Below are 22,642 nucleotides of genomic sequence, written 5' to 3'. Positions count from 1 at the left end.
AGTCAGTCCCTGTCCTTCTTGTAGAGATAGGCCTGCGACAGCGCCATTGTCCTGAGCATTTCGCGCAGCGATCTGCCTTCCTTGAGCACGTCGCTCATCTGGCGCACGGCGCCGATGCTTTGCCGGTCGGCCTTGTTGCCGAAGGCGTAACGGAAGTAGCTGTCGGCCATGCAGGCCTGCGCGGACGGATTCTTCGGCAAGATCCTGGCGATGCCGCGGACGTTCTCGACCGGGCCCAGGTCGAACGAGCCGCTGGCGTCGAGCAACGGGCCCGCCGCATTGATGCGTACCATCTCGTCGTACTGGTCGAAGTTGTAGGCGCGCTCGAGTTCGCGGTAGCGCCCGGCCGAATCGTAGTGCTCCATCGATGCGCCGGTATCGTTCATGAACTGATGGCATTGCCAGCAACGCCCCGCCGACGCATGCTGTCCGTTGATCGCATCCCAGCGCTCGCGGGTGCTGATCGGCCGGGGCGGATACTCGGGCTCATCGGGGCCGGCTTCCACCGGCGCGCCGAAGGCATGGCAGAACATGTTCTCGCGGATCATGATGCCGCGCCGGACCAGCGCGGTGGCCTCGTAGTCCGAGGTCGCCACCTGGGTGAGGCCCTGGTGGAGAATGCCGCCGCGCTTGTCGTCGACGTCGATCTTGCGGAACTCGCCGCCCGATACGCCGCTGATGCCGTAATGCGCGGCCAGCTTGTCGTTCAAGTACGTGTAGGCCGGATTGAACAATTCGTCCATGGTCGCGCTGCCGTTCTTGAACATATCGCCGACGAACAGCCGCTGTTCCTCCTGCATCGCGTGGATGGTGTCGTCATCGAGACCGGGCTTGCGGTATATCTCGCGCGGGGTGTTGGTGTAGTAGCGGATGAAGCGCGCGAATTGGGCGATTCCGGCGTCGGACTGCATCATCCGGTCGACTTCGGCGCCGATCGCCTCTGACGTATCCAGGCCGCCGCTTGCCGCGCGGTCGAGCAAGGCCTCGTCCGGTGTCGTGCCGAGGAAGGAGAACGACAAGGCCGTGGCCAGTTCTTCCGCTGTCAGCTTGGCGGCCCCGTCGTGGCCCGGAGCGCCCAATTCGCTGCGATAAAGGAAATAGGGCGAGACCAGCATCGCCGCCAGCGCGTCGCGCGCGCCCTGCTCGTCCGTCGCAAGCGCGGCATAGCGGCCGATCTCGATGTCGCTCAGCTGCCGCCGGAACACCTTGCGTCCGGTCTTGGACACGAAGGCCCGCGCATCGCCGCCGGCGTGATAACCCAATGCGGCGAGATCGGCCTTGGCGGCGACCTCGACGGCCATGTCGAAGTATTTCCTGACCGCTTCGGCCGACAGCACGCCCAGGTCGGCCTGGCCCGGGTACTTGAACTCCCGGTCCGACTCTACCGTGGGCAACTTGGCCGGATTGACTGCGACGTGGAACAGATCGGCCACACTGTTGAGGTATTCGTGCGTCGCCAGCAACCGCACCTGGCGCGCGCCGAACGACTCGGTCGGATTCAAGTACGGCGCCCACACCGTGTCGATGAGATGCGAGGACACCGCGCCGGCGCAGGCGTCGTCGCAATGCCCCGACAGCGGCATCGCCTTGATCCTGGCGATCAGCGCCGGCGTGCCCGCCACTTCCCAGGTGAGCGCCTTGCGCGGGTCGTCGAAGAACTCCGGCGAGTGGCAGTTGATGCAGGTTTCGGCCAGCACCACCTCGCCCAGGTTGCCGACCTCACGGTAGCTCATCGCCTCGAGATCGAAGTCCTGCGTTTCCTCGTTGACCGGCACATGCTGCAGGCTCGGCTGCGGCAGCGCGCCGGGATAGTACGGATAGACGATGTCGTGCTTACCGTAGGGCAGGGTGATCGTCGCGGTGCCGCCCCAGGGGATCGCCTGGCGACGGCTATTGTTTCCGGTCCGGATATCGACATGCCACTGCGCCTCCTCGGCCGACGCCGGTTTGGGCGGCGCGCGCACCCGAACGTCGGCCGCGATGCCCTCCGGGAGCTCGCGATAGCCCAACTGCACGACGGCATGCTTGTTGCTCGCATCGATCGTGATCTGCTGATCGCGATCCAGCGGGATCCACACGGTGCCGTCGTCGGTCTCTATATCGGCCATATGCACGTTGTAGGCGCCGTCGGCGATCCCGTTCAAGACGATCGCCGGCGCCTTCCACGCCAGCTGGAAATAACGCTTGTGCCCTTCCGGATCGACCAGGGTTCCGCCGATCATCTCGCCGGCGATGCTCTGCGACGGCGACTCGCCCGCTTGCAGCGCGAGCGAGGCATCGCGCAGGCCGGAGGGATCGTAGCTGAGCTTGTAGATCACGCCGGCCACATCGTCCGACAGCAGGACGTTGCGCTCGTCGAGGACCAGCAGGTCGGTCGGACGTCCCACGCAGGCCGGGGTCAGGCAATAGGCGTCGGCCTTGTCGAAGTCCTGGATCCAGCCGTCGATCACGGGGAATTCCTGCACCACCCGCGAATCGCTGGCCACGGTGACCATCAGCAGATTCATGCCCGGCCGCGCGGCTTCCCTGCCCAGGCCATGTTGCGCGACCAGGAAGCGGCGCGTGCCGTCCGGTCCGGCGACGCCGTTCCAGAACTTGAGCCCGGACGGCGAGGTATTGCCGGCCAACTGCAACGCGGGCGGCACATAGTCCTTCGGATCGATCGAGGCGAGCGGCTTGTCCGAAACGATGGCGCCGCTGACCAGGTTAGGCACGATCTCCTGCAGGGGCCTGTCGTACTCGGCCTGAGTGAAACCCATCGTATTGTGGCCGAACACATACGGCCGGCCGAAATGCTGGCCGCTCGTCGCCAATCGGTTGATCTCTTCGGGATTGGCGAAGCCTTGCCGATTATTGTCGCCGAACCAGATCTGCCGGGTATCGGGATGCCAGTCGAACCCGACCGAGTTGCGCACGCCCTTGGCGATGATCGTGGCGCTGCCGGTGCCGAGGTCGTAGCGCAGCAAGGTGCCGTAGCGCGGATCGGCCGGCACCATGCACAGATTGCAGGGAGTGCCGATCGCGGTGTACAGACCGTCGTCGTCGGCATCGTAGGGATTGAAATGCAGCGGATGCTTCATGTGCCAGACGCGGGTCTGCGATCCGGTTTCCAGCGCGGGCAGCGGAAACAGCGTGTCGTCGGCCGGGAACTTGAGCACCTGCTCGGAGTGCGCGTCTTTGTACGTCGCATCGACATTGCGCACGCGATGCAGGGCGCCGGTCGTCGAGTAGTAGAGGTCGCCGTCGCGGTAAGCCACGCCCATTGGTTCTTCCAGCGAAGAGGCGATGAGGTGGACGGCGCCGGTTGGGCGACCGGCCGCATCGAGCGGTAGCGCATACACGAAACCGGAGATGCCTTTGTAGGCGTAAGACGGGATCGCGCTCGATCCCACATACAGCACGCCCTTCCCCATGGCCATCTGCCGCGGCTGGCGCATGCCCTGGGCGAACACCTCGATCTTCATGCCGGGAATCGTTCGCAGTTTGTCTATCGCCAGCGCGGGCCGGTACTCCATGAGCAGATCGCGCCGGTCGCCCGCCTGCAGCGCGAAGGTCACCTTCGCGGGCGATGTCAGCGGCAGGCGCCCGTCGATCGCATTCAAGGTCAGGTGGTAATCGCAGCGGCTGAGCGCTTCGACCTTGATGCCCGCGCCCCACGTACCGCTGACTGGAGTCTCTTCGCCCTTGCATCGCAAGGTTCCGGTCACCGGCGTCGACGCGGGCGGCGCCGCCGCGGCGTCGCTGCGATTATTCAGTACGGTATCGCTCGCCATGGCGAAGCGCAGGATCAGTTGATTGCCTTCGCCACCGCCGCCGTCGCAGGAATCAATATGTTTCCACGCGTTGGGCCACCAATCCGGATCTGGCCCGCCCGGTTCGTAAGCCGACTGCGCGCACCACGCCCAACTGCCGATGCCCTGCGGTGGACCATCCTCGTCTCTCCAGCATTCATAGAGCTGGCCTTTGTTCTGCACCCGATCGCCCTGCACATAGGAGGTACCGGCGAGATAGGGCGGGGCGTCGCATTGCAGCGCGCTTCCGGCCTTTTGCGCCGCGCCGCCCTCGCTCTTGCCGCCGCGATCGCAACCGGAAGCGACGATCAGCGAAAGCGCCACCGTGGCGGCGAAACACAGGCGCCGACTGGCGGAAACAGATGCACTGGCATTCATGCGCGCCCTTGCCTTTGCTCATCAGAGCATGCGGACCCGACAGCCAACAGCGGCGGCGCTAAGCCGCGCTGACTCCATTACCTTGGATGCTGGCGCCAGATCGTCGTCGCCGCGTTCGCACTACGAAGAACTCACTCGACAAGCCGGCAGTTCGTGTGGGGCCGGTTGAGCATGCAAGAATCATGCGGCGACTCCATCTCAACGAGGTGATCACGCGATTCGGGCGCGCGCAGTCCAATCCCCAAGAAGAAGCCCGTCTACCGGTTCGTGGGGAATCCATTTCACGCAGGACACTGCCAAGCCGATTTGCTGAGCAGATCGTCGCTTTCAGACAGCGGCGTAGTCCGAGATATCCGTTCCAGTCGCATCCTCACGCTTACTCACTGGAGATGGAGCGTGGAGCACTCTATCGCCGCGCCACGGGTAACCGAGCAACGCAGGGCTGTTTGCAAATGCGGCGAGATCAGATGACTTGACCGCCGGAGACCTCGATGCGCTGACCGGTGATCCAGCGGTTGTCTGGTCCCAGCAGGCTGGCGATCATCGGGCCGATGTCATCGGGTACGCCGACCCGACCCAGCGCGGTCATGCCGGCAAACTGCTGGTTGAGCTCAGGCATGTCGCGTACCGCACCACCCAGGAAGTCAGTCTCGATCGCGCCCGGCGCTACGGTGTTGACGGTAATGCCGCGGCTGGCCAGTTCCTTGGCCATGCAAACGCTGAGAGTCTCGACCGCGCCCTTGGCGGTGGAGTAGGCGGAGAAGCCGGGACTGGTCACCCGAGTCAGGCCCGAAGACAAGTTGATGATGCGCCCTGCATCGGCCAGTAGCGGCAGCAGCGCTTGGGTCAGGAAGAACACGCCTTTGACGTGGACATTGAACAACGCGTCGAACTGCGCTTCGGTTGTCTCGGCGAAAGCCGCCATGTGGCCATGGCCCGCGTTGTTGACTAAGTGATCAAAGGTATCGCGACCCCAGACATCCTTAAGCATTGCGCCGACGCTCGCAGTGAAGCCAGCGAATGTCGAGACGTCGCTGGCATTTAATGGCAGGGCGACCGCCTTGCGGCCCAGAGTTTGGATCTCGTTGACGACCTCGCGCGCTTCGGCTTCTCCGCTGCGGTAGGTCAGGATTACATCGCCGCCTCGACGGGCAATGCTAAATGCGGTGTTGCGGCCCAGGCCGCGGCTGGCACCGGTGACGATCGAAATAGTGGACATATAGGGCTCCCGTGAAGTGGTGTCGATCCGACAAGGCCAGTGTCTGGCCAGAGCCCCGGAGCCGATTGCCGGTTCCTGCGATATTTTTGCCTATTTCTCCGACTGAGGCCGCGGTCCTCGAAGGCTGAGGCTGGATTCTGATGCGACATGAACGCCAATAACCGCGAGTAATTGCATCCGGTGGTTCTTGCCTGATCCTCCGTTCACGGTTGCGTCCCAGGCCGACCCGGACTACCGTCCGCCTATGGACGAAACTCTGCTCACCGCCGTGCGTCGCTATGCTGATTTTCACTCTGACGCGCACGGCGTCGCGGACACCCCGATCGCGGGACTGGCGACGATTCGCGCCACCCAGGTCAGTGAACTCCAATACGCCATCTCGCGTCCGTTGATCGCGCTTGTCGTACAAGGCAGCAAGCGCGTGATGATGGGCCATCGCACGTTTGATTTCGGCGCCGGTGACTCGCTGCTCATCACTGCCGATGTGCCCACGGTGAGCCAGATCACCCGAGCCAACGTCAGCACACCGTACTACTCGCTGGTGTTTGAGCTGGACCCGGCGGTCATCGAAGCGCTCGCGCTTGAGATGGATATTGCACGGGAAGCGATCGGTGCTCCGGTTCGGGTAGAGCCAACCGAAAACGAAGTCGCCAATGCCGCGCTGCGCCTGATGCGCCTGCTCGATCGCCCCGCGGCTGTTCCCGTTCTGAAAACGCAGTTGATGCGGGAGATGCACTTCTGGCTCATGTCCGGCCGTCACGGCCCGGCCATTCGCAATCTGGGCATGGCCGAGGGCACCGCCCATCGCGTGGCCCGGGCGGTGGCGATCATCCGATCCGATTATGCGCACCCTCTGCGGATCGAACACCTTGCCGAGGCCGCAGGCATGAGCCCATCCACTTTCCATCAGCACTTTCGCTCTGTTACTACGTTGTCTCCCCTGCAGTTCCAAAAACAACTGCGCTTGATCGAAGCGCGGCGAATGATGCTGTCGGAGGGCGCTTCGGCCAGCAATGCCGCTTACGCCGTGGGTTACGAAAGCGTTCCGCAATTCACTCGCGAATACGGCCGCATGTTCGGAGCTTCGCCGGTGCGCGATATCAAGATCGCTCAAGCCAAGGTCTACGCTTCCGCTTGACGAGAAATCCGCAGGCGCATCGCTGGAGTTCTATAAATATGCTGGACTCACGCGAAAGCCGAAGCCGCTTCGCGGCTTTTGGTCACTTCAAGCGTTAACCAGCATCCGAGGGGGCATGGCTGACGAAAGGCGTGGCGGATATTGCGGTGTGCAGAAAGCGAGTTGTTGCCTTTCGTAACGGGGCGAATCATGTTCAAGCTACAGCGGCCACTACTTGTACCAATCAGATGGTTACGTTCGATCGTCCGGATCCTCTGGCCATGAGCGCTTCTCTTTCATTCCCTCCGGTAGCTACGACTTCGGCTCGCAAAACCTGGGCAGCTATAAGGGCGATCTCTATAAAATCCGAGATCCGCACGGTCGATATTTGAGGGTCGCGGGAAAGCAGTCCGATTGTGGCGTGAACTATTTGAGGTTCGATACCAAGGATGCGAGCCTTGCGCTCAAGGTCGCTCCCAAACCGTGAGGCCGGCCCAACTGCGTACGCCCATAACGTCTATACGTGTGGGCGTTCTTGCTGATGTTGGTGCTGAGTTCCAGACGAGGTTGATCAACTCACGAGGAACGTGAGGCCACCGCTAGCAGTGCCGCATGCGATAACTACTCCTAGTGAAAAGCCGACTCACAATATTTCTTCCTGCTGTCGCTCATCGATCAGCTCCTTCGCGCCCGCCCAGGGACAGGGGGATGCTTCCGTCGACGTCTCCGCTGGTTGCAGAGCCAGCAGGCGGCAGCGATGTTACCCCTGGTGTTTCGACCACCGTCCCTGCGAGCGAGCAAATGCTCAGCGATACATTACCGCATCAGCGCTGCGGATAGCCGCAGGTCCAGTTCGGACGGAGAGGCTAGCCGCATGGCACTGCCGCAGTAACAGCAGCGTCCCTGTTGGGCAGTGAATGCGAGTTCGCGAAGCTGTCGCAGCTGGGCATAAGGGCTCCTTAAGTAGGTAGTCCGTCCCGTTCCCGAGAGAGCGGAAGAAGCGGGCACCTGGAGCCAAGCGGCTATGCAGGCAAAACACCGGGGCCGAAGAGCCGAGCGGGCAGAAAATTTATAGCTTGCGTTGGAGGAGGCCATATGGCCCCTGCCACTACTCAGACATAGAGCAGCACTCGAACCTGACGTTGTTTACGGCCGTATTATCGCCTGCGCTTGGTGCCTCGACCTGGAGTGAAATGCCGCAGACGGCCCGTTGAGTATCGCAGTGCCTTGCATTGGTCCAGTATCCCAATGCATTGCCTTCGGCTTGGATGTAGTCATCACGGCTGTCATTGCAGAAAATACGGATATTGTTGAGGCCCGTATCGTCCCCGTCACCCTGGTCTGGTTCCGACCGGAACTGCATGCCCGTGACGCGACCGTAGCAGTTGTGCTCGGTCCCCCATCGCCCGAGCAGACCGCCGACCGTGAAAACCTCATGCCCCTTTGTGTAATCCCCGGGATAGGAGCAAATCAGAGCGATGTTATTGACGCCGGTATCGTCCTTGTCCTGTCCCTGATAGGGCTGCACAAGCAGTTTTACTCCGTATGCATACTGCCCTGGCGGACAGAAGACCCATGGCTTCCAGTCTCCGTTACTGGTGGCGATTGGACTTTCCAAAATTTGTGCGGCAGTTGAGCCGCAGAAGGCGATAGCAATCCCGCCGATTAAATGGGTGATCAACCTTTTCATGACGGCTCCCTAGGCATGACTGACATGCGGTGCGCTGCAGGCGCACCACATCGTTTGCTGAACGACTGGATAGGCAAGGAGGTGGTGGATCCATTCCTCTTCAGTTGAAAACGCATCGCGGCTCATGCGGGCCTAGTGGCTTTTCATCTATCCCAATAGTTGCTTGAACGCTCTGGCCACGGGGCTGAGCCGGTGTCTTCTCTCTTGCAAGTATCGACTTTCAGCTTGCCATCACAGTTCACGAGCTTGCTGACATCCTGAAGATACCAATAATCCGCATAGGCATCTCCCGGCCCGCCAGTGGTGGTAAATCGCGTCCCGTCGATGTCCCGCTCAAGGCGAACACATCGTCCTTGAAACTTGCACTTGCCTTCTTCTTGCACGAAATATTCATGGGTAGTGCACGTCGTGTGGGCGGAGGATTTATCCCACTCGGCAACGCATTGCGGATCATGTCCCGCGATTGCGCTGCCCGTAAACGCCACTGAGGCGAGACCGATAAAGCTGCAAATGTGCGGGGTTCTCATGGCATGAAGTCCCTATGCATGACGCCACCGCCAATTCGGTGGCGCCGCGATGGTGGCAGCCGCGTTGTGAATTCATCGTCGCCACGCAATAGCCGAACGATGTTGCGCTTCAAATCTGTGGGAGCCGTGCACTACGCGACGCGACAAGCGCAGGTGCGACCAGCGAGCAATGGGCGGCGTTGCTGACCAGGCTGGATTGCCTGATTGGAAGTACAGCATCCGCCATGACTGTCGTGGGCTGATCGCGCGGGCCGAAGAGCCGCGTCGCACCGCGCGACATAAATTAGCGCCTCCTCGCGAGGTCCGTGTCCCCCGGCTATTGGAGCCTCCATCAGCTGCAAGTTCGCGGCTGCCTGCAGTTAGATACGGATCCTGTTCAACTACTTGGGCCTGCCGGTTGAAAGTTGCGGATAGGGTCTTTTCGATTTTATTTCGTTCGCCGTCTCAATTCTTGGTCGAGCTCGGCGAGACGACGATCGCCGCATCCACGATCGTCCCGGCGCGCAGACTTTGACCTCAAGGCGCCAAGCGCGCGCTTACTCGATCGGGCAGATTGCCCGCCAGATTCGGGGCGTTCGAGAAATCGGCGAAAGTTGGGCATCGTCGTTTCATCTGGAAGCTCGTCCAGGTGCTCGATCGTCAGGCGATAGTCGCCCGGCATCAAGGACGCTATGCGCTGCTCGACGTCGAAATAGCGCAGGCATTTTTTCCTGGCGTGGCCGCCGGTAACCATATTCGGCTTGCTGCTGTCCTTGCCCGTTGCTTCGCGGGCCTTGCGCCAGTTCCGCTTGTGGACCAGCCCCGCCAGCATGCTGGCGGAGCTGAGCCGACCGTCGCCTTGGCGCAGAGCTCAACACCGGCCCTGCGTTGATGGAACGGCAGACGCAATGGTCCTGCCGTGCGCTGTAAATGATCCTGATGCCAAAGAGGATTGGGCGTCATCTTCCAAGAGGCTAGCCCCCTCGCAGTCGCAGCACGAGGTGAATAGTCTCCTCTTTCCGGATCGCATAATCGTCGAGGGTTCGGCCGTCTTCCATTTGCTTTCCCTTAGCGATCAGGCGCTGCTGATCGGGAGGAATGCCTTCACTGTCCTGGATTTTCGCTTTTACGTTTTCAATCGAATCGGATGGCTCCACTTCAATAGTGATCGTCTTTCCGGTCAGGGTCTTTACGTAGAGCGGGAACGCATGCGAAGACCACGAGGCCATCAGCAACAGCAGTGCGGCCAGATGGATCAGCGGGCGACAGGTCGTTGATGTCATTAGATTGTCCTCTTGCGAATCGCTACGCATGAGCTATGCATCGGCGATGGAGTGATTGTGCTGGACGGGTCAGTTGGCTTCGACCGCACTCGGGTATTCGCCCAAGCGGCCCTGGCTGGAGATGCCGAAGTTGCTGATCGCCTGTCGGAACCCGGTTGCCGGATCGATCTGCAGCAAGAGTCCTTTCGCGTCGGTGCCGGCCATCGCATCGACGACATACAGCCACTGTTGGTTGGCGGACCAGCTCATGGCGACGGGCACGTCCCCAATCGGTCCTTGGCTGGCATCGCCAAGATCGCTGACGAGGCTGCGATAGCCCGATGTGGGATCGACCTGGACGACGGCCCCCCGTGCATCGGTTCCCCCCAGGGAGACCAGCACGAGAATGCTCCCGTTGGGGCCGGTCAGAACGAAGGTCGGCCCGCTTTCGGATCGAGGATCGGTCCATCCCTGGTTGGGATCGCCGAAATCGCTCAAGACCGTCCGTGCCTTGTTGATGGGATCGATTGCGAACAAGGCGCCATGCTGATTGGTTCCCGCGCTGCTGTCGGCCACCAGCAGATGGCCGCCCAGTCCAAGCAGACCAGGCCGCCATGCCAGAGCCGTGGGATAGAAACCCTTCGGTCCGTGGTTATCGCCGAGATCCGCCATCAAAGTCCGGCGCCCATCCGTCCAGATCTTGAACACCGCGCCGAGTTCGTCGGTGCCGCCAAAGGGGTCGACCACTAACGTTCCACTGATCGGGGCCAGTAGCGCGGGCGAGATGTACAGGACATCTTCGGGATAGAGCCCTAGCGGGCCTTGTTGCGGATTGCCCAAGTCGCTGACCAGGGTTCGCGCGCCACTGGTCAGGTCTACTTCGTAGAGCGCACCGCGACCATCGGTCCCGCCGTTGGCATCGGTGATCAGCCAGCGATCATTTCCGCCCAGCAAGCCTGCAGGTATCCGCGTCATGCCACTCGGGTCGACGCCAAGGACGCCCTGTGCGGGGTCTGCGAAGTCCGAGACCACCCTTCGATAGCCGTTTGCCTGGTTCACGGCGAACAAATAGCCGCGGCCTTCCGAGCCGGCAAGTTGATCGAGCACAAGGATCGACTCCGGGTACGGGTTGGCCGCGAATGCCGCGGATGCGGCGGCGTAGAGCAGCAACACAGAAAAGAGCATGGTCGAGGGGCGCATAAGAAACTCTCCGGCGACAGAGCGACACCCGGCTGGGCACCGGGGGTTGGGGTCGAAGTCACGGCCGGCAACGGCGCATCACGCCGCCAGCGGTAACACCGTCCTGCGTTCAGTCAATTTCTGCTGTGACCAAGCTCATCGCGTGAGGTTTTGTGAGTGAACGACCGTGATTAACCACACAGTGCAGCCGGCGATCCACGCCAAGAGGTGGAACAACTTCGCCGAAGACTGACAGAGCAACTCTTTTTGAAAGACGGCCGCGCACAAAGTCACAAGGCAGTAATCAGGCCTGGAAATTCGCCCGAGCCGGAGCCGCTTCGCGGCTCGGCCTAGAGAAGGGTTCCGCGTCACCTCTGCTTGACGAGCGTTCGTCGGCCTACTGAACTGCTCTGAGTTGTTGCGTGTTGCGCGCATGAGGAAGCGCAACACGCGCAACATTGCCGGCGGCGAGTCGAGGTAAACGCAGGCGTAATCGCGCGGCCAATCGCGATCTTCAGCCACCGGACATCGTCAGGGCGACGGTCGTGATTGTTGCGTGTTGCGCGTTGCGCCCCTAGGAAAACGAAACAACGCAACAACATTCGGGTTACCGTCCGATCTGACGCAGGAGGAGGCGGCACGGATGTTCGCCGGTCTTGCACAGCGCAAAAGAGGGGGGGGAGGGGCATCTCTCTCCTCGAATCTGGCTCAACCAGGGTGCCTCCACATCCATCACGTCGTGTTGCGCATGTTGCGTTTCCCTAGGTGTGCAACACGCAACATCAGATCAGGCGCCGCCCATGTCGGGACTCTCGATCGGGTCCGCGCTTCACCATCCTAATGAACGCTGATGGTAACGGCCGTACTGTATTCCGGTGTGATCAGCTTGTGTCTTTCCGTAGAACGCGCGAGCATTGACGTGCTAAACAAATATCGCTCGTAGGAATGGACTGGAGCGATTTGCACATTACAGATCAAACTAAACTGGGAAGGGAAGCTCGTTATGGACAGAAATCACCAAGCGGTTGGCAGCTGGTTCGTGGTGTCGCTGATGCTGGCACTGGTTGGCCCGCTACAGGCGCAAACCCGGGCTGAACCATCCGCATCTTCAGAAGCGGCTCGTTTAACGGCAGAGCAGAGGAGCGCGTCACAAAAAGCCGCAATGGTCGAACGCCAAGCCCGCGTTGAGAGCCGAGTGGAAGAAATGCGCAGGCAGGTGGAGCGACTACGCAATCCCACCCCAGAAGACGTGCGTCAGCGAGTAGCTGAATACCAACGCAACGCGCCACAGCGCGAAGCGCAGCGTCGTGAAGAGCTGAAGCGGGCGCTGGTAGATGGTCCCGAACTGGATATGCGTGAAGCGCTTGCCGGGCAGGCGCAAGCGCTGTTCGCTGCTGGCGATTTTGCCAAACTCGACGCGCTTTACGACGACGTTGCGCAACGGTCGGCGCGTACCCCCAGTGGCCTGTGGAAAAGCAGTGTCGTGTATGCAGGCCTCAAGGGGGTGGCTGGCGAAGCAGGGAGCGCGGAACAGTACCAGCGCAGCGACGCAGTCTTGCAGAAATGGCTGCACGACCGACCGGGTTCAGCTTTGGCGCGATTGCTGCGCGCACACCTCATGTTTCGACGTGCTTGGGCGTTCCGCGGCGGAGATTATTCCGCCAACGTGGACAAACGAAATTGGCAGCCGTTCTTCGAATGGTTGCGTCAGACCAAAGAATATCTCGATGCCGAGAAGGCCATCGCTTCGACGCGGCCGGAGTACTACGCGCTGACGATAAATCTGCTCAAGAGTCAGCAGAAGAGTCCGTTTTCGACCTTCGACGAAGGATTGAACAAGTTTCCGACGTACTACGAAATGTACTTCTCTATGTTGGAGTACCTGCTTCCAAAATGGAACGGTAGCGCCGAGCAGATCGAGCATTTCGCCAGCGAGGCGGTTGCTCGGACCCAGCAAAGCGAAGGGCACGGGATGTACGCTCGCATCTATTGGTACGCCTCGCAGACTCAGTTTCGCGACAAGCTGTTTCTGGAGACGGAGGCCAACTGGGCGCGCATGCGCGAGGGTTTTGACGACGTGATCGCGCGTTATCCGGATCAGTGGAATTTACAGAATTACGCCAGCTTCGCCTGTGATGCGGACGACGACGAAACCCTCGCTAAACTGTTCGAGCGCATCCGTGAGCCTAGTCTCGATGTCGCATGGCGCTCGCGCGCTCGCTACGTGACCTGCGGTCGCCGTGTAGGCAAGTTCAAGGACTGACTCTACGCCGCTAACAATTGCATTTAAAAGGTCGGGCAACAGAACGGCATCAAACCGCATCCCAGGGATGCGGCACAGAGCCATTGAGATCCGATGCATTGCTGATTCGCCGGTGGTGGCGAAATACCAACGTTTCGATGCTAGTGCTTGATGATGCCCGTAGTGTGATGAGCCCCAATGGCGAGGTTGATGGGGCTGGCATTCCTAGTCGGCATACTGGAAATGTCGGCTTCCTCCATGCCTCGATTTGTTGATGCCCATCATCGTCTAGGCTTCGTCCGCCGAGTCATCACTGTACTCTTGGCTGGCTTGTTGTTTTTCGAGGCGTGAATCGCCCAGGTTTTTGTAGACAGTCGTCAGCCGTTTAGTGCGTACCGCCTTTCAAACTCTATCGGGGACAGGCCATTGTTGGAACTGTGCCGTCGTTTGGGGTTGTAGAACAGCTCGATGTAATCGAACACATCGCCTCGTGCTTTGTCATGGGTATGGTAGATCCGTTGCTTAACCCGTTCGCGCTTGAGCAACTGGAAGAAGCTTTCCATCGCGGCGTTGTCGTGACAGTTACCGCGTCGGCTCATGCTGCACACGATGCCGTGGGCCTTCAAAAAGCTCTGCCAGTCTTCGCTCGTGAACTGACTGCCTTGATCCGAGTGCAAGAGCAAACCAGGCGCGGGCTTGCGTCGCCACACCGCCGCTAGCAGCGCCTGCAGCACCAGATCGGAGTGCTGCGTTGGACGCGTGGCCCAGCCCACGATCCTGCGGGAGAACAGATCGAGCACGACGGCCAAGTACAAGAAGCCTTCGTGGGTGCGAATGTAGGTGATGTCGGTCACCCAGGCCCGATTGGGTTCTTGCGCTGTGAACTCACGCGCCAGCACGTTGTTGGCGACGGCGCCGATCGGCCCGCTCAACGGCCGCGGCCGCCGGCCGTAGCCCACCATGGCGCGCAGCCCTTCTTGCTTCATCAAACGCGCAACGCGGTGTTTGCTGCACGTTTCACCCAACTCGCGCAGGTCCGTGGTGATCTTGCGATGGCCGTAGATCGAGCCGCTTTCCAACCAACTGTGCTTGATCAATCCCAACAGACGTTGGTCGTCGCGTGCACGCGCACTGGCCGGCGCGTGAAGCCAAGCGTAGTAACCGCTGCGGTTTATGCCCAAGACACGGCACATTGCGGCCAGGCCGAACTCGTCGGCGTGCTGCTTCATGAAGGCGTACTTCACCTTTACCCCTTGGCAAAGTACGCGGCGGCTTTTTTTAGGATGTCTCGTTCTTCAGTCACGCGCCGAAGTTCTGCCTTCAGGCGTCGCACGTCCGCGTTCTGATCTTTTTCCACACGACGAACCACATCGCTTTTGCCTTGCTGACGCCGCCAGCCGTACAGGCTGTGCACCGACACGCCCAGGCGCTCGGCTACTTCGGCCACCGGCCGCCCGTACTCCACGATCTGACGGACCGCTTCGATCTTGAACTCATCGGTGTATCGCTTCGCGCTCATAACCACCTCCACTTAAGCCATAGTTTATGGCTGCGAGATGTCTACGAAACCCTGGGCGATTCAGATACGCAGTACCGACGACGTATCGCGCGTGAGCTTGGGTGGGAATAGCGTTCGCAGAGGGGCCGCCAAACTGCTCGACTGCGGGAGTGGGCATCGTGGGGCGCTCCTGCGGTTAAGCTGAGGAATGGCACATCGAACTCGATCGTGTCATTGCTTTTTCAGTCTGAGTATTCGGAAGCAGCCATAGCATCTCGCTTGACGTGCGCGATTCCACTGCAGGTCCAGAATTCAATTCGTCGAGTCACCTAGCCCGAAGTTTATCGCCCGCCCTTTTGGCCCCGCGAAACATCACTGAAGGGCTGAGAGCTGGCACCCGGTAGGATCTCTGGGAGGCCCTGCGCTGCGCTCGAACCGCGGAGCAGTCCATCGGTCGGAACTTTTCTCTGGTGCTCCAGGCGCATTGTTCTGTCTATGCTCGCGTGGTGCGTGGCATCATCGAACTCTATGAAGATCTGATCATGTCAAGGAGCCGGGGAATGGGTGGGATGACATTTGCGCCGCAGGTGTTGGCGGAGACCCTCTCGGAGACCGCGGGCTACAAATCCGGTTTGGCTCTATCGCTAGAGGACCTCTATACGCATCTGGATAGCCTCCGCGACAAGGAGTTGATCCGGGCTTCAGAGGTTAATCACGTTCGCTTATGCTCAGAGGAATACGACGAGCTCTTTTATCGCCTACTTCACCGGATTGGCCACACGGCGGAACAGTTCAATGGCGACATCACTGGTGCTTGGCTTTACCATAAGTATCAGGGAACGCACTTGACCGAATACCTGGGCGTGCTCGACCTCTTTGTAAAGATCATGCCGATGATGATGGCTCGCGCTAAAGAGGCGGGAAGCAGGAAGATTGATCCGCGCCCCTTCCTGGATGCGAGCGAGAAAGCGTTCGGCGCAGTTGGCCTAGATATTGCGATGGAAAAGCTTGATGCAATTGATCGAGGCCAGCGGCTAAGTCCGCACACTGGCCTTCGCTATGTGGAATGGAACTCTCGCGTCCCCTTGGCTGACCTTTTCAAAGGAAGCAACGAGCCGCCTGAGCTGGGCAGATTCATTGATCAGCGCTTTATTGACTATCTCCAGCGCCAAGAAGACCGGTTGCCAGAGATGCATTGGCGAAAATTTGAAGAACTGACCGCTGAGTTTTTCCATCGCGAGGGCTTCCGCGTAGAGCTAGGACCGGGCAGCAATGACGATGGAGTTGACGTACGCGTATGGAAAGCAGGCGACGCGGAAATCAGTAATCCGCACCTGATCGCACAGTGCAAGCGCCAGAAGGCGAAGGTGGAAAAGGTGGTCGTAAAAGGGCTCTACGCCGACGTCACGCACGAAGGAGCGGACTACGGCCTGATTGTTACAACGTCAGAGCTCAGTCCTGGCGCTCGGACAGTCATTTCGACGCGAGGATATCCTATCCAGGAGATCGATCGGGAAGGCATCTCTAAGTGGCTTCAGAAATTGCGAACGCCGGGCACGGGGATCGTGCGGGTGTAAGTAAGCGACTTCACGATCTATGGCGTGCTGGCTGACCTAAGTTGCTCTAAATACCTGGATGTAGCTCTGTGTTCCCTGGCGTGAAGAGACTGGTTTGAACTTGGGAGCCGTGGGCGCGTCAAATTCCGCTGTGAAATTCGGCGCCTTAGTCGAGCCTCGAAGCGGCTTCGGCTTGAACCGATTGCTAGCTAATTTTCCGTGCAGCGATCTCAGCCAAAAGCATGTCACGAATGTTCCTCTCGGGGCGCACTGTAGTTGTCCCGCCATTCGACGTGTGGATGTGAATCCTCCAAGTAAGAACTGACCACCAGTTGACTTGGAGTTTTTCAACTAGATCTTTGACCCAGTGATTGTCAGGTCCGAGGCGCGCACTCCAGGTTCCGGACTCACCGTCTACGAGGGGCTTGGGGATGCCATGTCCGATGTCATCCTGTATGAAGTTGAAGATTCCGTGCTGCTTCCAGCGCCACACTCCAAAAGTGAAGCCGATATTCGTGACGACCGTCGGGCGCTGAGAGACGTTGGTAGCGGTGACGGTAAAAACGTCTTCTCGCGGGTGGTCGATTCCAATGATCAATCGATGGCCACAGTGTGCGCGTAGGCGCACACGCTGGGACGAATGCGCGACGTACAGCGCCACTGTTGCCGCGGTGAGCGAGCCGATTCCAGATACCCAGTCGGCGATTGATCCCCATTCGATATCGGCCACTAAGGGCTCTCCAAGAAGCGGCTAACGCCTGAAATATGCCCAGCCGCGAAGCGGCTTCGGTTGAGTCTGTTGTTGTGTCTATTTGGTGCAGTAGGCAGTGCCAATTCTTTGACTATCTTCCCGGCAAGCCATCTGGCCAGGAGTGCTCTTGCTATCACAGAGCATCTCTGACCATTTCTTGTGGCTCTCACAGCCATCAAAGTCGTTGAACCTGGCAGCGACAAAACACATATCGCCACCGGGGCCGCAGATGACGTAGCGAATAGGCGTTTCTCCGGTCGCGGTCTGCGGAGTATCTGAATGCCCAACTGAGGACGAACCACACGCCGTAATAATGAACGTCATAAATGCCAAGGTGATGCAACGATATTTCATGAGCCCGCTACCCCTCATCAGATCTGAGCCACCAAGCGGCTTCGTTCACGAAATTGATCGCCAAAGCGAAGATCTGCGATCGTCAGCGCCAGTTATTCAGATAGAAGTAGTAGTCCAGTGTCTTTCCACCGCCTTCGAAGACGTAGCGGTCGCAACGCGACGCGTCGTTACCCGTCTTGAAATCGCAGAGAACCTGTTCGCGCATGACGATCTCCATCCGCTCTGGCAGGTGGACCGACAGCCAATGCCTTTGCAAGCTAGTCCGGTGCTTGCTGTCGGACTTCTTCATTTTCCGTCCAACAACGGTGATCACCACCGGCGATGCCGAGGTGGCATAGGCTTCGGAGAATTTGAACTCTGGCCCAGCTCCTGCGTGAGGGTGGACCAAGAAGCTGGGGTACAGCTCGCGTCCGTCCGCCGCGATGGCGTCGCGAGCCAGGGCAGAGGCGATGACCAGGGAGCACACGCGGGCAACCGAGTTCATGGACATCCTTTTCCATTGTTTAGGGTGACGGCCGGGGCCGCAGGCCGGGCTGAGGCGTGGCTTCCAGTGTACGTCCGGGCTGCCGGATTGATCACAAGAAGAATCGTTGAGAGGTTCGGCTAAGTCATGCCCCCCAAGTCGAATGTGGAACCAATTGCCGACGCCCCTTCAATGGTTGGTCGGATCAAGTGGTTTGATGGTGCCTCGGCCTCAAAGAATCGAAAAAACCGGCCTCTGTAAGTGCCTGATTTTCAAGGGCGAGCAATGGTCGGCCGACCAATGGCTTGGAGAAAAAGGCCCGGAGAGAGGCGAAAAAATAACCAAACAGCCCCTCTGTGGATAACTCGCCGACCAATGGAAAACGCCAAAAGCCTCGGAAATAAGGCCTTTTTCGTCGTTGCGACGAGGCGTAGAAAAAGTTGAGGCTGGGAGTTTGGCGCGCCTGGAGGGATTCGAACCCCCGACCAATGGCTTCGGAAGCCACTACTCTATCCGGCTGAGCTACAGGCGCGTTGTCGGTGCGCACGAGGGTGTCGTGCGGCCGTGCATTCTAACGGAATCCAGCGGTTTGGGTGACGTCGCGTTGGGGGCGGCCGCACGGTCCCGGGGCGGCGGGCCGGCGATGACGGTACCAGCCCGACAGCGGAAGGCGTTCGGCCCTGAAACACGTAGCTTAAGCGGCCGGCCGCTTGCACTCAGGTCCGCTAACCCCGCAACAGCCAGCCGCCGCCATCGCCGGGCCGCATCCGAACACGCCCACACCGGCCAAGCACCCGACCCACCCCAACGCAGATGCCGCGAAGACCTCGCGCTAATCTATGCGCCTATGGAACACGCTCATTCCCCCATGCCCGCGCCGGACTGGCGCCGGCGGCTGTCGCTTTATTGGAAGTTGACCCGCGGCGATCGGCCGATCGGGTGGCTGTTGCTGCTCTGGCCGACCTGGTGGGGGCTATGGATCGCGGCTGAGGGCGTGCCGCCGCTGTGGACGTGGTTCGTGTTCAGCGCCGGGGTCTGGCTGACCCGGGCGGCGGGCTGCGTGATCAACGACTACGCCGATCGCTGGCTCGATCCGCATGTCGAGCGCACCAAACACCGGCCGCTGGCGACCGGCGAGGTGCGCGGACGCGAGGCGCTGGCGGTGTTCGCGGTGTTGATGCTGGTGGCGTTCGGGCTGGTCCTGAGCTTGAACCGGTTGACCATCCTGATGAGTTTCGTCGGCGTGGTGCTGGCGGCCAGTTATCCCTATCTCAAGCGCTACACCTATCTGCCGCAGGTCTATCTGGGCATGGCCTTCGGCTGGGGCATTCCGATGGCGTTCGCGGCGGTGCGCGGCGAGGTGCCGGCGCTGGCGTGGCTGCTGTATGCGGCCAATATCCTGTGGTCCACCGCTTACGACACCTGGTACGCCATCGTCGACCGCGAGGACGATCTGAAGATGGGCTCCAAATCCACCGCGATCTTGTTCGGCGATCTGGACCTGGTCGCGATCGGCGTGTTGTATGCGCTCATGTTCCTCGCGCTGGGCCTGGTCGGCCAGCGTGCGGAGCTGGGGATGTGGTACTTCGGCGGCCTGGCGGTCGCGGCCGCGCTGGTGGTGTACGAGTTCGTCATCGCCCGCCATCGCGAACGCGAGGCCTGCTTCCGCGCGTTCCTGCACAACCACTGGGTGGGGCTGACGATCTTCGCCGGCCTGGCGCTGGACTACGCCCTGCGCGCGACCTCCGCGGCGGCCTGAGGCGCGAAATCCGCCGAAACCGCGATCGCGGGCAATGACAGCGCCGCGCCGCTGGCGTGCAATGGCCGCCTTATCGGCTGCGGAGTGGCTCATGCGCGTCTGGCTGCGTTCCCTGATTCTCCCGGCCGCGCTCTGCGTCGCGGCGGCACTGCCGGCCGTCGCCGCGCCGCCGGCTTCGGCGCCCGCTCGCGAGCATCTCGCGCCGGAAGGCTGGGAGAGTTCGTATCACGACCTGCACTACTCGCCGGTGGTGAAGATCGGCGATCGCGTGATCGTCTCGGGCATTCCCGCGCTGGAAGGCGCCGACGACGAGGCCAAGGCGCGCTGGCTGTTCCAGCAACTGCAGGCGCACCTGCGCAGCGCCGGCGCCAGCATGGACGATGTGGTGGAGATGCACAGCTTTCACGTTGCCCGCGATCACGAGGAATTCCGCCGCCGCATCGCGCCGGTGCTGAAGGTGCATCGCGAGTTCTTCCAGGACCACTATCCGGCCTGGACCGCGGTCGCGACCAGCGGCCTGTATTCGAAGGACGCCAGCTTCGAGCTGCGGGCCGAGGCGATCATCGGCTCGGGCAAGCGGGCCAAGGCGCGGATCGCGCCGGCCAAGACGCCGTAAGGCAACGCGGGCGCGCCGTGGCGGCGGCGCGCGCCCTCGCCGCGGCGGCGGCTGTGCGACTAAAGTGCAAGTGGCCCGTCCGGCCCAGGCTTGGACAATCGCCAAGCCCCGTCGCAGGAATCCCGCCATGAACTCAGCCGCCTCCGCTCCCGCCGACGGCCCGCTCGCGCGCTTCGCCCTGCGCAGCGCGGCCTGGGCCGAACGCTGGTTTCCCGACGCGTATGTGTTCGCGGCGCTCGGCGTGGTCATCGTCGCGGTCGCCGCGCTGGGTTTCGGCGCCACGCCCACGGCCACCGCGTCGGCGTTCGGCGACGGTTACTGGAGCCTGATTCCCTTCACCATGCAGATGGCCTTCGTGGTCATCGGCGGCTATGTCGTCGCGACCGCGCCGGCGGTGGCGCGGGTGATAGACGCGCTCGCCCGCGTCCCGCGCAGCGGTCGCGGCGCGATCTGCTACGTCGGCCTGATCAGCATGCTGACCTCACTGCTGAGCTGGGGTTTCTCGCTGGTGTTCGGCGGCCTGCTGGTGCGCGCGCTGGCGCGTCGCGAGGATCTGGACATGGATTACCGCGCGGCCGGCGCGGCGGCGTATCTCGGCCTGGGCGCGGTGTGGGCGATGGGCTTGAGCTCATCGGCCGCGCAGTTGCAGGCCAATCCGGCGAGCATGCCGCCGGCCTTGCTGGCCATCACCGGCGTGATCCCTTTCAGCGAAACCATTTTGTTGTGGCAGTCGGTGGTGCTGACCGCGGCGTTGATCGCGGTGTCGCTGCTGGTCTGCTTCGTCACCGCGCCGCGCGGCGCATCGGTGCGGCGCGCGCGCGATTTCGACGGTGCCGAGCATTTCGCGATCGAAGAAAAGAACGCCGCCACGCTGCCGCCGCGCAAGCGTCCGGGCGAATGGCTGGAGTACAGCCCGCTGATCACGCTGCTGCTGGCGGCGATGAGCCTGGGCTGGCTGGTGGTGGAGTTCTCCGCCAAGCCTTTGGTCAGCGCCATCGCCAACCTCAACACATACAACTTCGCGTTCCTGACCGCCGGCCTGCTGCTGCACTGGCGCCCGCGCAGTTTCCTCAACGCGGTCGCGCGCGCGGTGCCGAGCACCACCGGCGTGCTGATCCAGTTCCCGCTGTACGGCGGCATCGCCAGCCTGCTGACCGCGGCCAAGGGCAGCGACGGCCAGACCCTGGCGCATCATCTGTCCAGCGTGTTCGTGCGCGTGGCCGATACCGACACCTTCACCTTGGTCATGGGCGTGTACTCGGCGGTGCTGGGCTTCTTCGTGCCCTCCGGCGGCGGCAAATGGATCATCGAAGCGCCCTATGTGATGCAGGCCGCCAACGATCTGAAAGTGCATCTGGGCTGGGCGGTGCAGGTCTACAACGCCGCCGAGGCGCTGCCGAACCTGATCAATCCGTTCTGGATGCTGCCGCTGCTGGGCGTGCTGGGACTGAAGGCGCGCGACATCGTCGGATTCACCTTCATCCAGTTGCTGGTGCACATTCCGCTGGTGCTGGGACTGCTGTGGTTGCTCGGGCTGACCCTGAGCTATCACCCGCCGGTCATGCCGTAAGCGCGAAGCCGCCGTCCGCGCAACCGGAAAAATCCTACCCTCGTTCGCGACGATGCCCGACTGCCCCGGATCGGGGCGGCGGGCGATGCTGTGTGGGTGGAGACGTCGCGTCGGGCTGCCGCGGCGGGAGCGCAACAAGGAGGTCGCGCTCCACCTCCACACTGGAATAAACCGCGGTTTTTTCCGTCGATACGCCCGCACTTCTCAGCCTGTGCGACCTGTCTGCGCGACAATGGCTCCACGCGAAAGGAAACGGATTTCCTGCGCTAAGCGGGGCTTGAAACGGACTTCGTCGGCTATCGGGAAAGGACTTCGGGAGACTTCAAAGGACTTCGGAATCGGACCAGGGAACATCGCGGGCGACATGCGTCCTCGTCGGCCGAGCGCTCGCGATGAAGGTCGGTTCCGACACGGCAGGGACGCCGGACAGTAATCAGCAAACCCCCGCTCGATTCGATCAGGCTCGCCAGGAGGCGAGGCGTAGGGAAACCACCGCCATGGATGGTGGGCGATCGGAATCGGGGATGCGCCCGGGATGGCGCGCGTGGCGGAAAGGATTCCGCCATCGGGTGGGGCAAGGGAAGGCAAGGCTTGCGGAAGGGCATGGACGACCACGGATGGCCATGGATGGTATTGGGGCCGCGCGTCGCGCAGGAGGCGCGACGCACGGAGCAGGCGAGGCTCTTGAGTC

At 61.3% G+C, this 22,642-nt stretch carries 16 protein-coding genes, 1 tRNA gene and 1 pseudogene; 6 read left to right on the top strand and 12 right to left on the bottom strand.

Going from position 1 to position 22,642, the window contains the following annotated elements; all coding sequences use genetic code 11:
• Window positions 1-2 precede the first annotated feature (2 nt).
• Both LG3211_RS24005 and LG3211_RS24000 read right to left on the bottom strand, forming a co-directional pair.
• Window positions 3-4,169 carry a DUF1592 domain-containing protein gene (locus LG3211_RS24005; protein WP_057945053.1) on the bottom strand — a complete coding sequence of 1,389 codons (4,167 nt, stop codon included), beginning with the start codon at window positions 4,167-4,169 and terminating at the stop codon, window positions 3-5.
• Window positions 4,170-4,632: 463 nt separating this feature from the next.
• Complete coding sequence (locus tag LG3211_RS24000) at window positions 4,633-5,388, bottom strand: SDR family NAD(P)-dependent oxidoreductase (protein ID WP_057945052.1); 756 nt, start codon at window positions 5,386-5,388, stop codon at window positions 4,633-4,635.
• A gap of 244 nt (window positions 5,389-5,632) precedes the next feature.
• Here LG3211_RS24000 and LG3211_RS23995 point away from each other — a divergent pair, with 244 nt between their 5' ends.
• Window positions 5,633-6,526: an AraC family transcriptional regulator gene (locus LG3211_RS23995; protein ID WP_057945709.1), complete on the top strand. Its 894-nt coding sequence runs from the start codon at window positions 5,633-5,635 to the stop codon at window positions 6,524-6,526.
• 654 nt (window positions 6,527-7,180) lie between these two features.
• On the opposite strand, the gene LG3211_RS27620 is transcribed toward LG3211_RS23995, so the two are convergent.
• The 6 genes and pseudogenes from LG3211_RS27620 to LG3211_RS23985 form a co-directional block, all read right to left on the bottom strand.
• Window positions 7,181-7,306 carry an HNH endonuclease gene (locus LG3211_RS27620; protein ID WP_222837553.1) on the bottom strand — a complete coding sequence of 42 codons (126 nt, stop codon included), beginning with the start codon at window positions 7,304-7,306 and terminating at the stop codon, window positions 7,181-7,183.
• A 307-nt stretch (window positions 7,307-7,613) separates the two neighbouring features.
• Complete coding sequence (locus LG3211_RS25245) at window positions 7,614-8,195, bottom strand: hypothetical protein (RefSeq protein WP_083512808.1); 582 nt, start codon at window positions 8,193-8,195, stop codon at window positions 7,614-7,616.
• Between the two features lie 143 nt (window positions 8,196-8,338).
• Complete coding sequence (locus tag LG3211_RS26145) at window positions 8,339-8,722, bottom strand: hypothetical protein (RefSeq protein WP_148649133.1); 384 nt, start codon at window positions 8,720-8,722, stop codon at window positions 8,339-8,341.
• A gap of 447 nt (window positions 8,723-9,169) precedes the next feature.
• A pseudogene (locus tag LG3211_RS27185) lies at window positions 9,170-9,350 on the bottom strand (IS5/IS1182 family transposase); the annotation flags it as partial.
• Between the two features lie 325 nt (window positions 9,351-9,675).
• Entirely contained in the window at window positions 9,676-10,014 is a 339-nt protein-coding gene (locus LG3211_RS23990; RefSeq protein ID WP_222837552.1) for a ubiquitin-like protein, read from the bottom strand.
• Between the two features lie 39 nt (window positions 10,015-10,053).
• Window positions 10,054-11,163 carry a hypothetical protein gene (locus tag LG3211_RS23985; RefSeq protein WP_148649132.1) on the bottom strand — a complete coding sequence of 370 codons (1,110 nt, stop codon included), beginning with the start codon at window positions 11,161-11,163 and terminating at the stop codon, window positions 10,054-10,056.
• A gap of 982 nt (window positions 11,164-12,145) precedes the next feature.
• Between LG3211_RS23985 and LG3211_RS25240 the strand changes: the two genes are divergently transcribed.
• A complete protein-coding gene (locus tag LG3211_RS25240) occupies window positions 12,146-13,405 on the top strand; it encodes a V-type ATP synthase subunit E family protein (RefSeq protein ID WP_083512807.1) in 1,260 nt (419 codons plus the stop codon).
• Window positions 13,406-13,761: 356 nt separating this feature from the next.
• Here the strand turns inward: LG3211_RS25240 and LG3211_RS23970 are convergent.
• Window positions 13,762-14,903 (bottom strand): IS3 family transposase gene (locus LG3211_RS23970; protein ID WP_148648703.1). Its coding sequence is split into 2 segments (ribosomal slippage): window positions 13,762-14,666 and window positions 14,666-14,903, totalling 1,143 coding nucleotides; the frame shifts between segments, so codons are not numbered across the junction.
• A gap of 449 nt (window positions 14,904-15,352) precedes the next feature.
• Here LG3211_RS23970 and LG3211_RS23960 point away from each other — a divergent pair.
• Window positions 15,353-16,459: a restriction endonuclease gene (locus LG3211_RS23960; RefSeq protein ID WP_148649131.1), complete on the top strand. Its 1,107-nt coding sequence runs from the start codon at window positions 15,353-15,355 to the stop codon at window positions 16,457-16,459.
• 184 nt (window positions 16,460-16,643) lie between these two features.
• Here the strand turns inward: LG3211_RS23960 and LG3211_RS26135 are convergent, their stop codons facing one another.
• The 3 genes from LG3211_RS26135 to LG3211_RS23950 all read right to left on the bottom strand — a co-directional run bounded on the left by LG3211_RS26135 (window position 16,644) and on the right by LG3211_RS23950 (window position 18,538).
• Window positions 16,644-17,168, bottom strand: coding sequence for a hypothetical protein (locus LG3211_RS26135; protein WP_148649130.1), 525 nt, complete (start codon window positions 17,166-17,168; stop codon window positions 16,644-16,646).
• Between the two features lie 457 nt (window positions 17,169-17,625).
• Window positions 17,626-18,027 carry a hypothetical protein gene (locus LG3211_RS23955; RefSeq protein WP_148649129.1) on the bottom strand — a complete coding sequence of 134 codons (402 nt, stop codon included), beginning with the start codon at window positions 18,025-18,027 and terminating at the stop codon, window positions 17,626-17,628.
• Between the two features lie 434 nt (window positions 18,028-18,461).
• Window positions 18,462-18,538: transfer RNA gene (locus tag LG3211_RS23950), tRNA-Arg, on the bottom strand.
• Window positions 18,539-18,874: 336 nt separating this feature from the next.
• Here LG3211_RS23950 and ubiA point away from each other — a divergent pair.
• The 3 genes from ubiA (at window position 18,875) to LG3211_RS23935 (ending at window position 21,951) form a co-directional block, all read left to right on the top strand.
• Window positions 18,875-19,765 (top strand): 4-hydroxybenzoate octaprenyltransferase, encoded by an 891-nt coding sequence (ubiA, locus tag LG3211_RS23945; RefSeq protein WP_237049803.1) that lies wholly within the window; start codon window positions 18,875-18,877, stop codon window positions 19,763-19,765.
• Window positions 19,766-19,856: 91 nt separating this feature from the next.
• Entirely contained in the window at window positions 19,857-20,381 is a 525-nt protein-coding gene (locus LG3211_RS23940; protein ID WP_187313095.1) for a Rid family hydrolase, read from the top strand.
• Between the two features lie 127 nt (window positions 20,382-20,508).
• The gene (locus tag LG3211_RS23935) at window positions 20,509-21,951 is read left to right on the top strand and encodes a short-chain fatty acid transporter (RefSeq protein WP_057945044.1); all 1,443 of its coding nucleotides are present in this window, start codon (window positions 20,509-20,511) and stop codon (window positions 21,949-21,951) included.
• Window positions 21,952-22,642: the final 691 nt, after the last annotated feature.

Origin of the sequence: Lysobacter gummosus, from assembly GCF_001442805.1 — a bacterium.
Classification (GTDB): Bacteria; Pseudomonadota; Gammaproteobacteria; order Xanthomonadales; family Xanthomonadaceae; genus Lysobacter; species Lysobacter gummosus.
Note: the sequence above shows the minus strand (reverse complement) of the source record. Positions and strands in the feature narration are given on the sequence as shown.

Bases quoted from the DNA above. Each gene is read 5' to 3' on its own strand.
- LG3211_RS23985 (WP_148649132.1), bottom strand. From the start codon at position 11,163: ATGCGCCCCTCGACCATGCTCTTTTCTGTGTTGCTGCTCTACGCCGCC.
- LG3211_RS26145 (WP_148649133.1), bottom strand. From the start codon at position 8,722: ATGAGAACCCCGCACATTTGCAGCTTTATCGGTCTCGCCTCAGTGGCG.
- LG3211_RS25245 (WP_083512808.1), bottom strand. From the start codon at position 8,195: ATGAAAAGGTTGATCACCCATTTAATCGGCGGGATTGCTATCGCCTTC.
- LG3211_RS25240 (WP_083512807.1), top strand. From the start codon at position 12,146: ATGGACAGAAATCACCAAGCGGTTGGCAGCTGGTTCGTGGTGTCGCTG.
- LG3211_RS23955 (WP_148649129.1), bottom strand. From the start codon at position 18,027: ATGAACTCGGTTGCCCGCGTGTGCTCCCTGGTCATCGCCTCTGCCCTG.
- LG3211_RS23995 (WP_057945709.1), top strand. From the start codon at position 5,633: ATGGACGAAACTCTGCTCACCGCCGTGCGTCGCTATGCTGATTTTCAC.
- LG3211_RS23990 (WP_222837552.1), bottom strand. From the start codon at position 10,014: ATGCGTAGCGATTCGCAAGAGGACAATCTAATGACATCAACGACCTGT.
- LG3211_RS24005 (WP_057945053.1), bottom strand. From the start codon at position 4,169: ATGAATGCCAGTGCATCTGTTTCCGCCAGTCGGCGCCTGTGTTTCGCC.
- LG3211_RS24000 (WP_057945052.1), bottom strand. From the start codon at position 5,388: ATGTCCACTATTTCGATCGTCACCGGTGCCAGCCGCGGCCTGGGCCGC.
- LG3211_RS23935 (WP_057945044.1), top strand. From the start codon at position 20,509: ATGAACTCAGCCGCCTCCGCTCCCGCCGACGGCCCGCTCGCGCGCTTC.
- ubiA (WP_237049803.1), top strand. From the start codon at position 18,875: ATGCCCGCGCCGGACTGGCGCCGGCGGCTGTCGCTTTATTGGAAGTTG.
- LG3211_RS23940 (WP_187313095.1), top strand. From the start codon at position 19,857: ATGCGCGTCTGGCTGCGTTCCCTGATTCTCCCGGCCGCGCTCTGCGTC.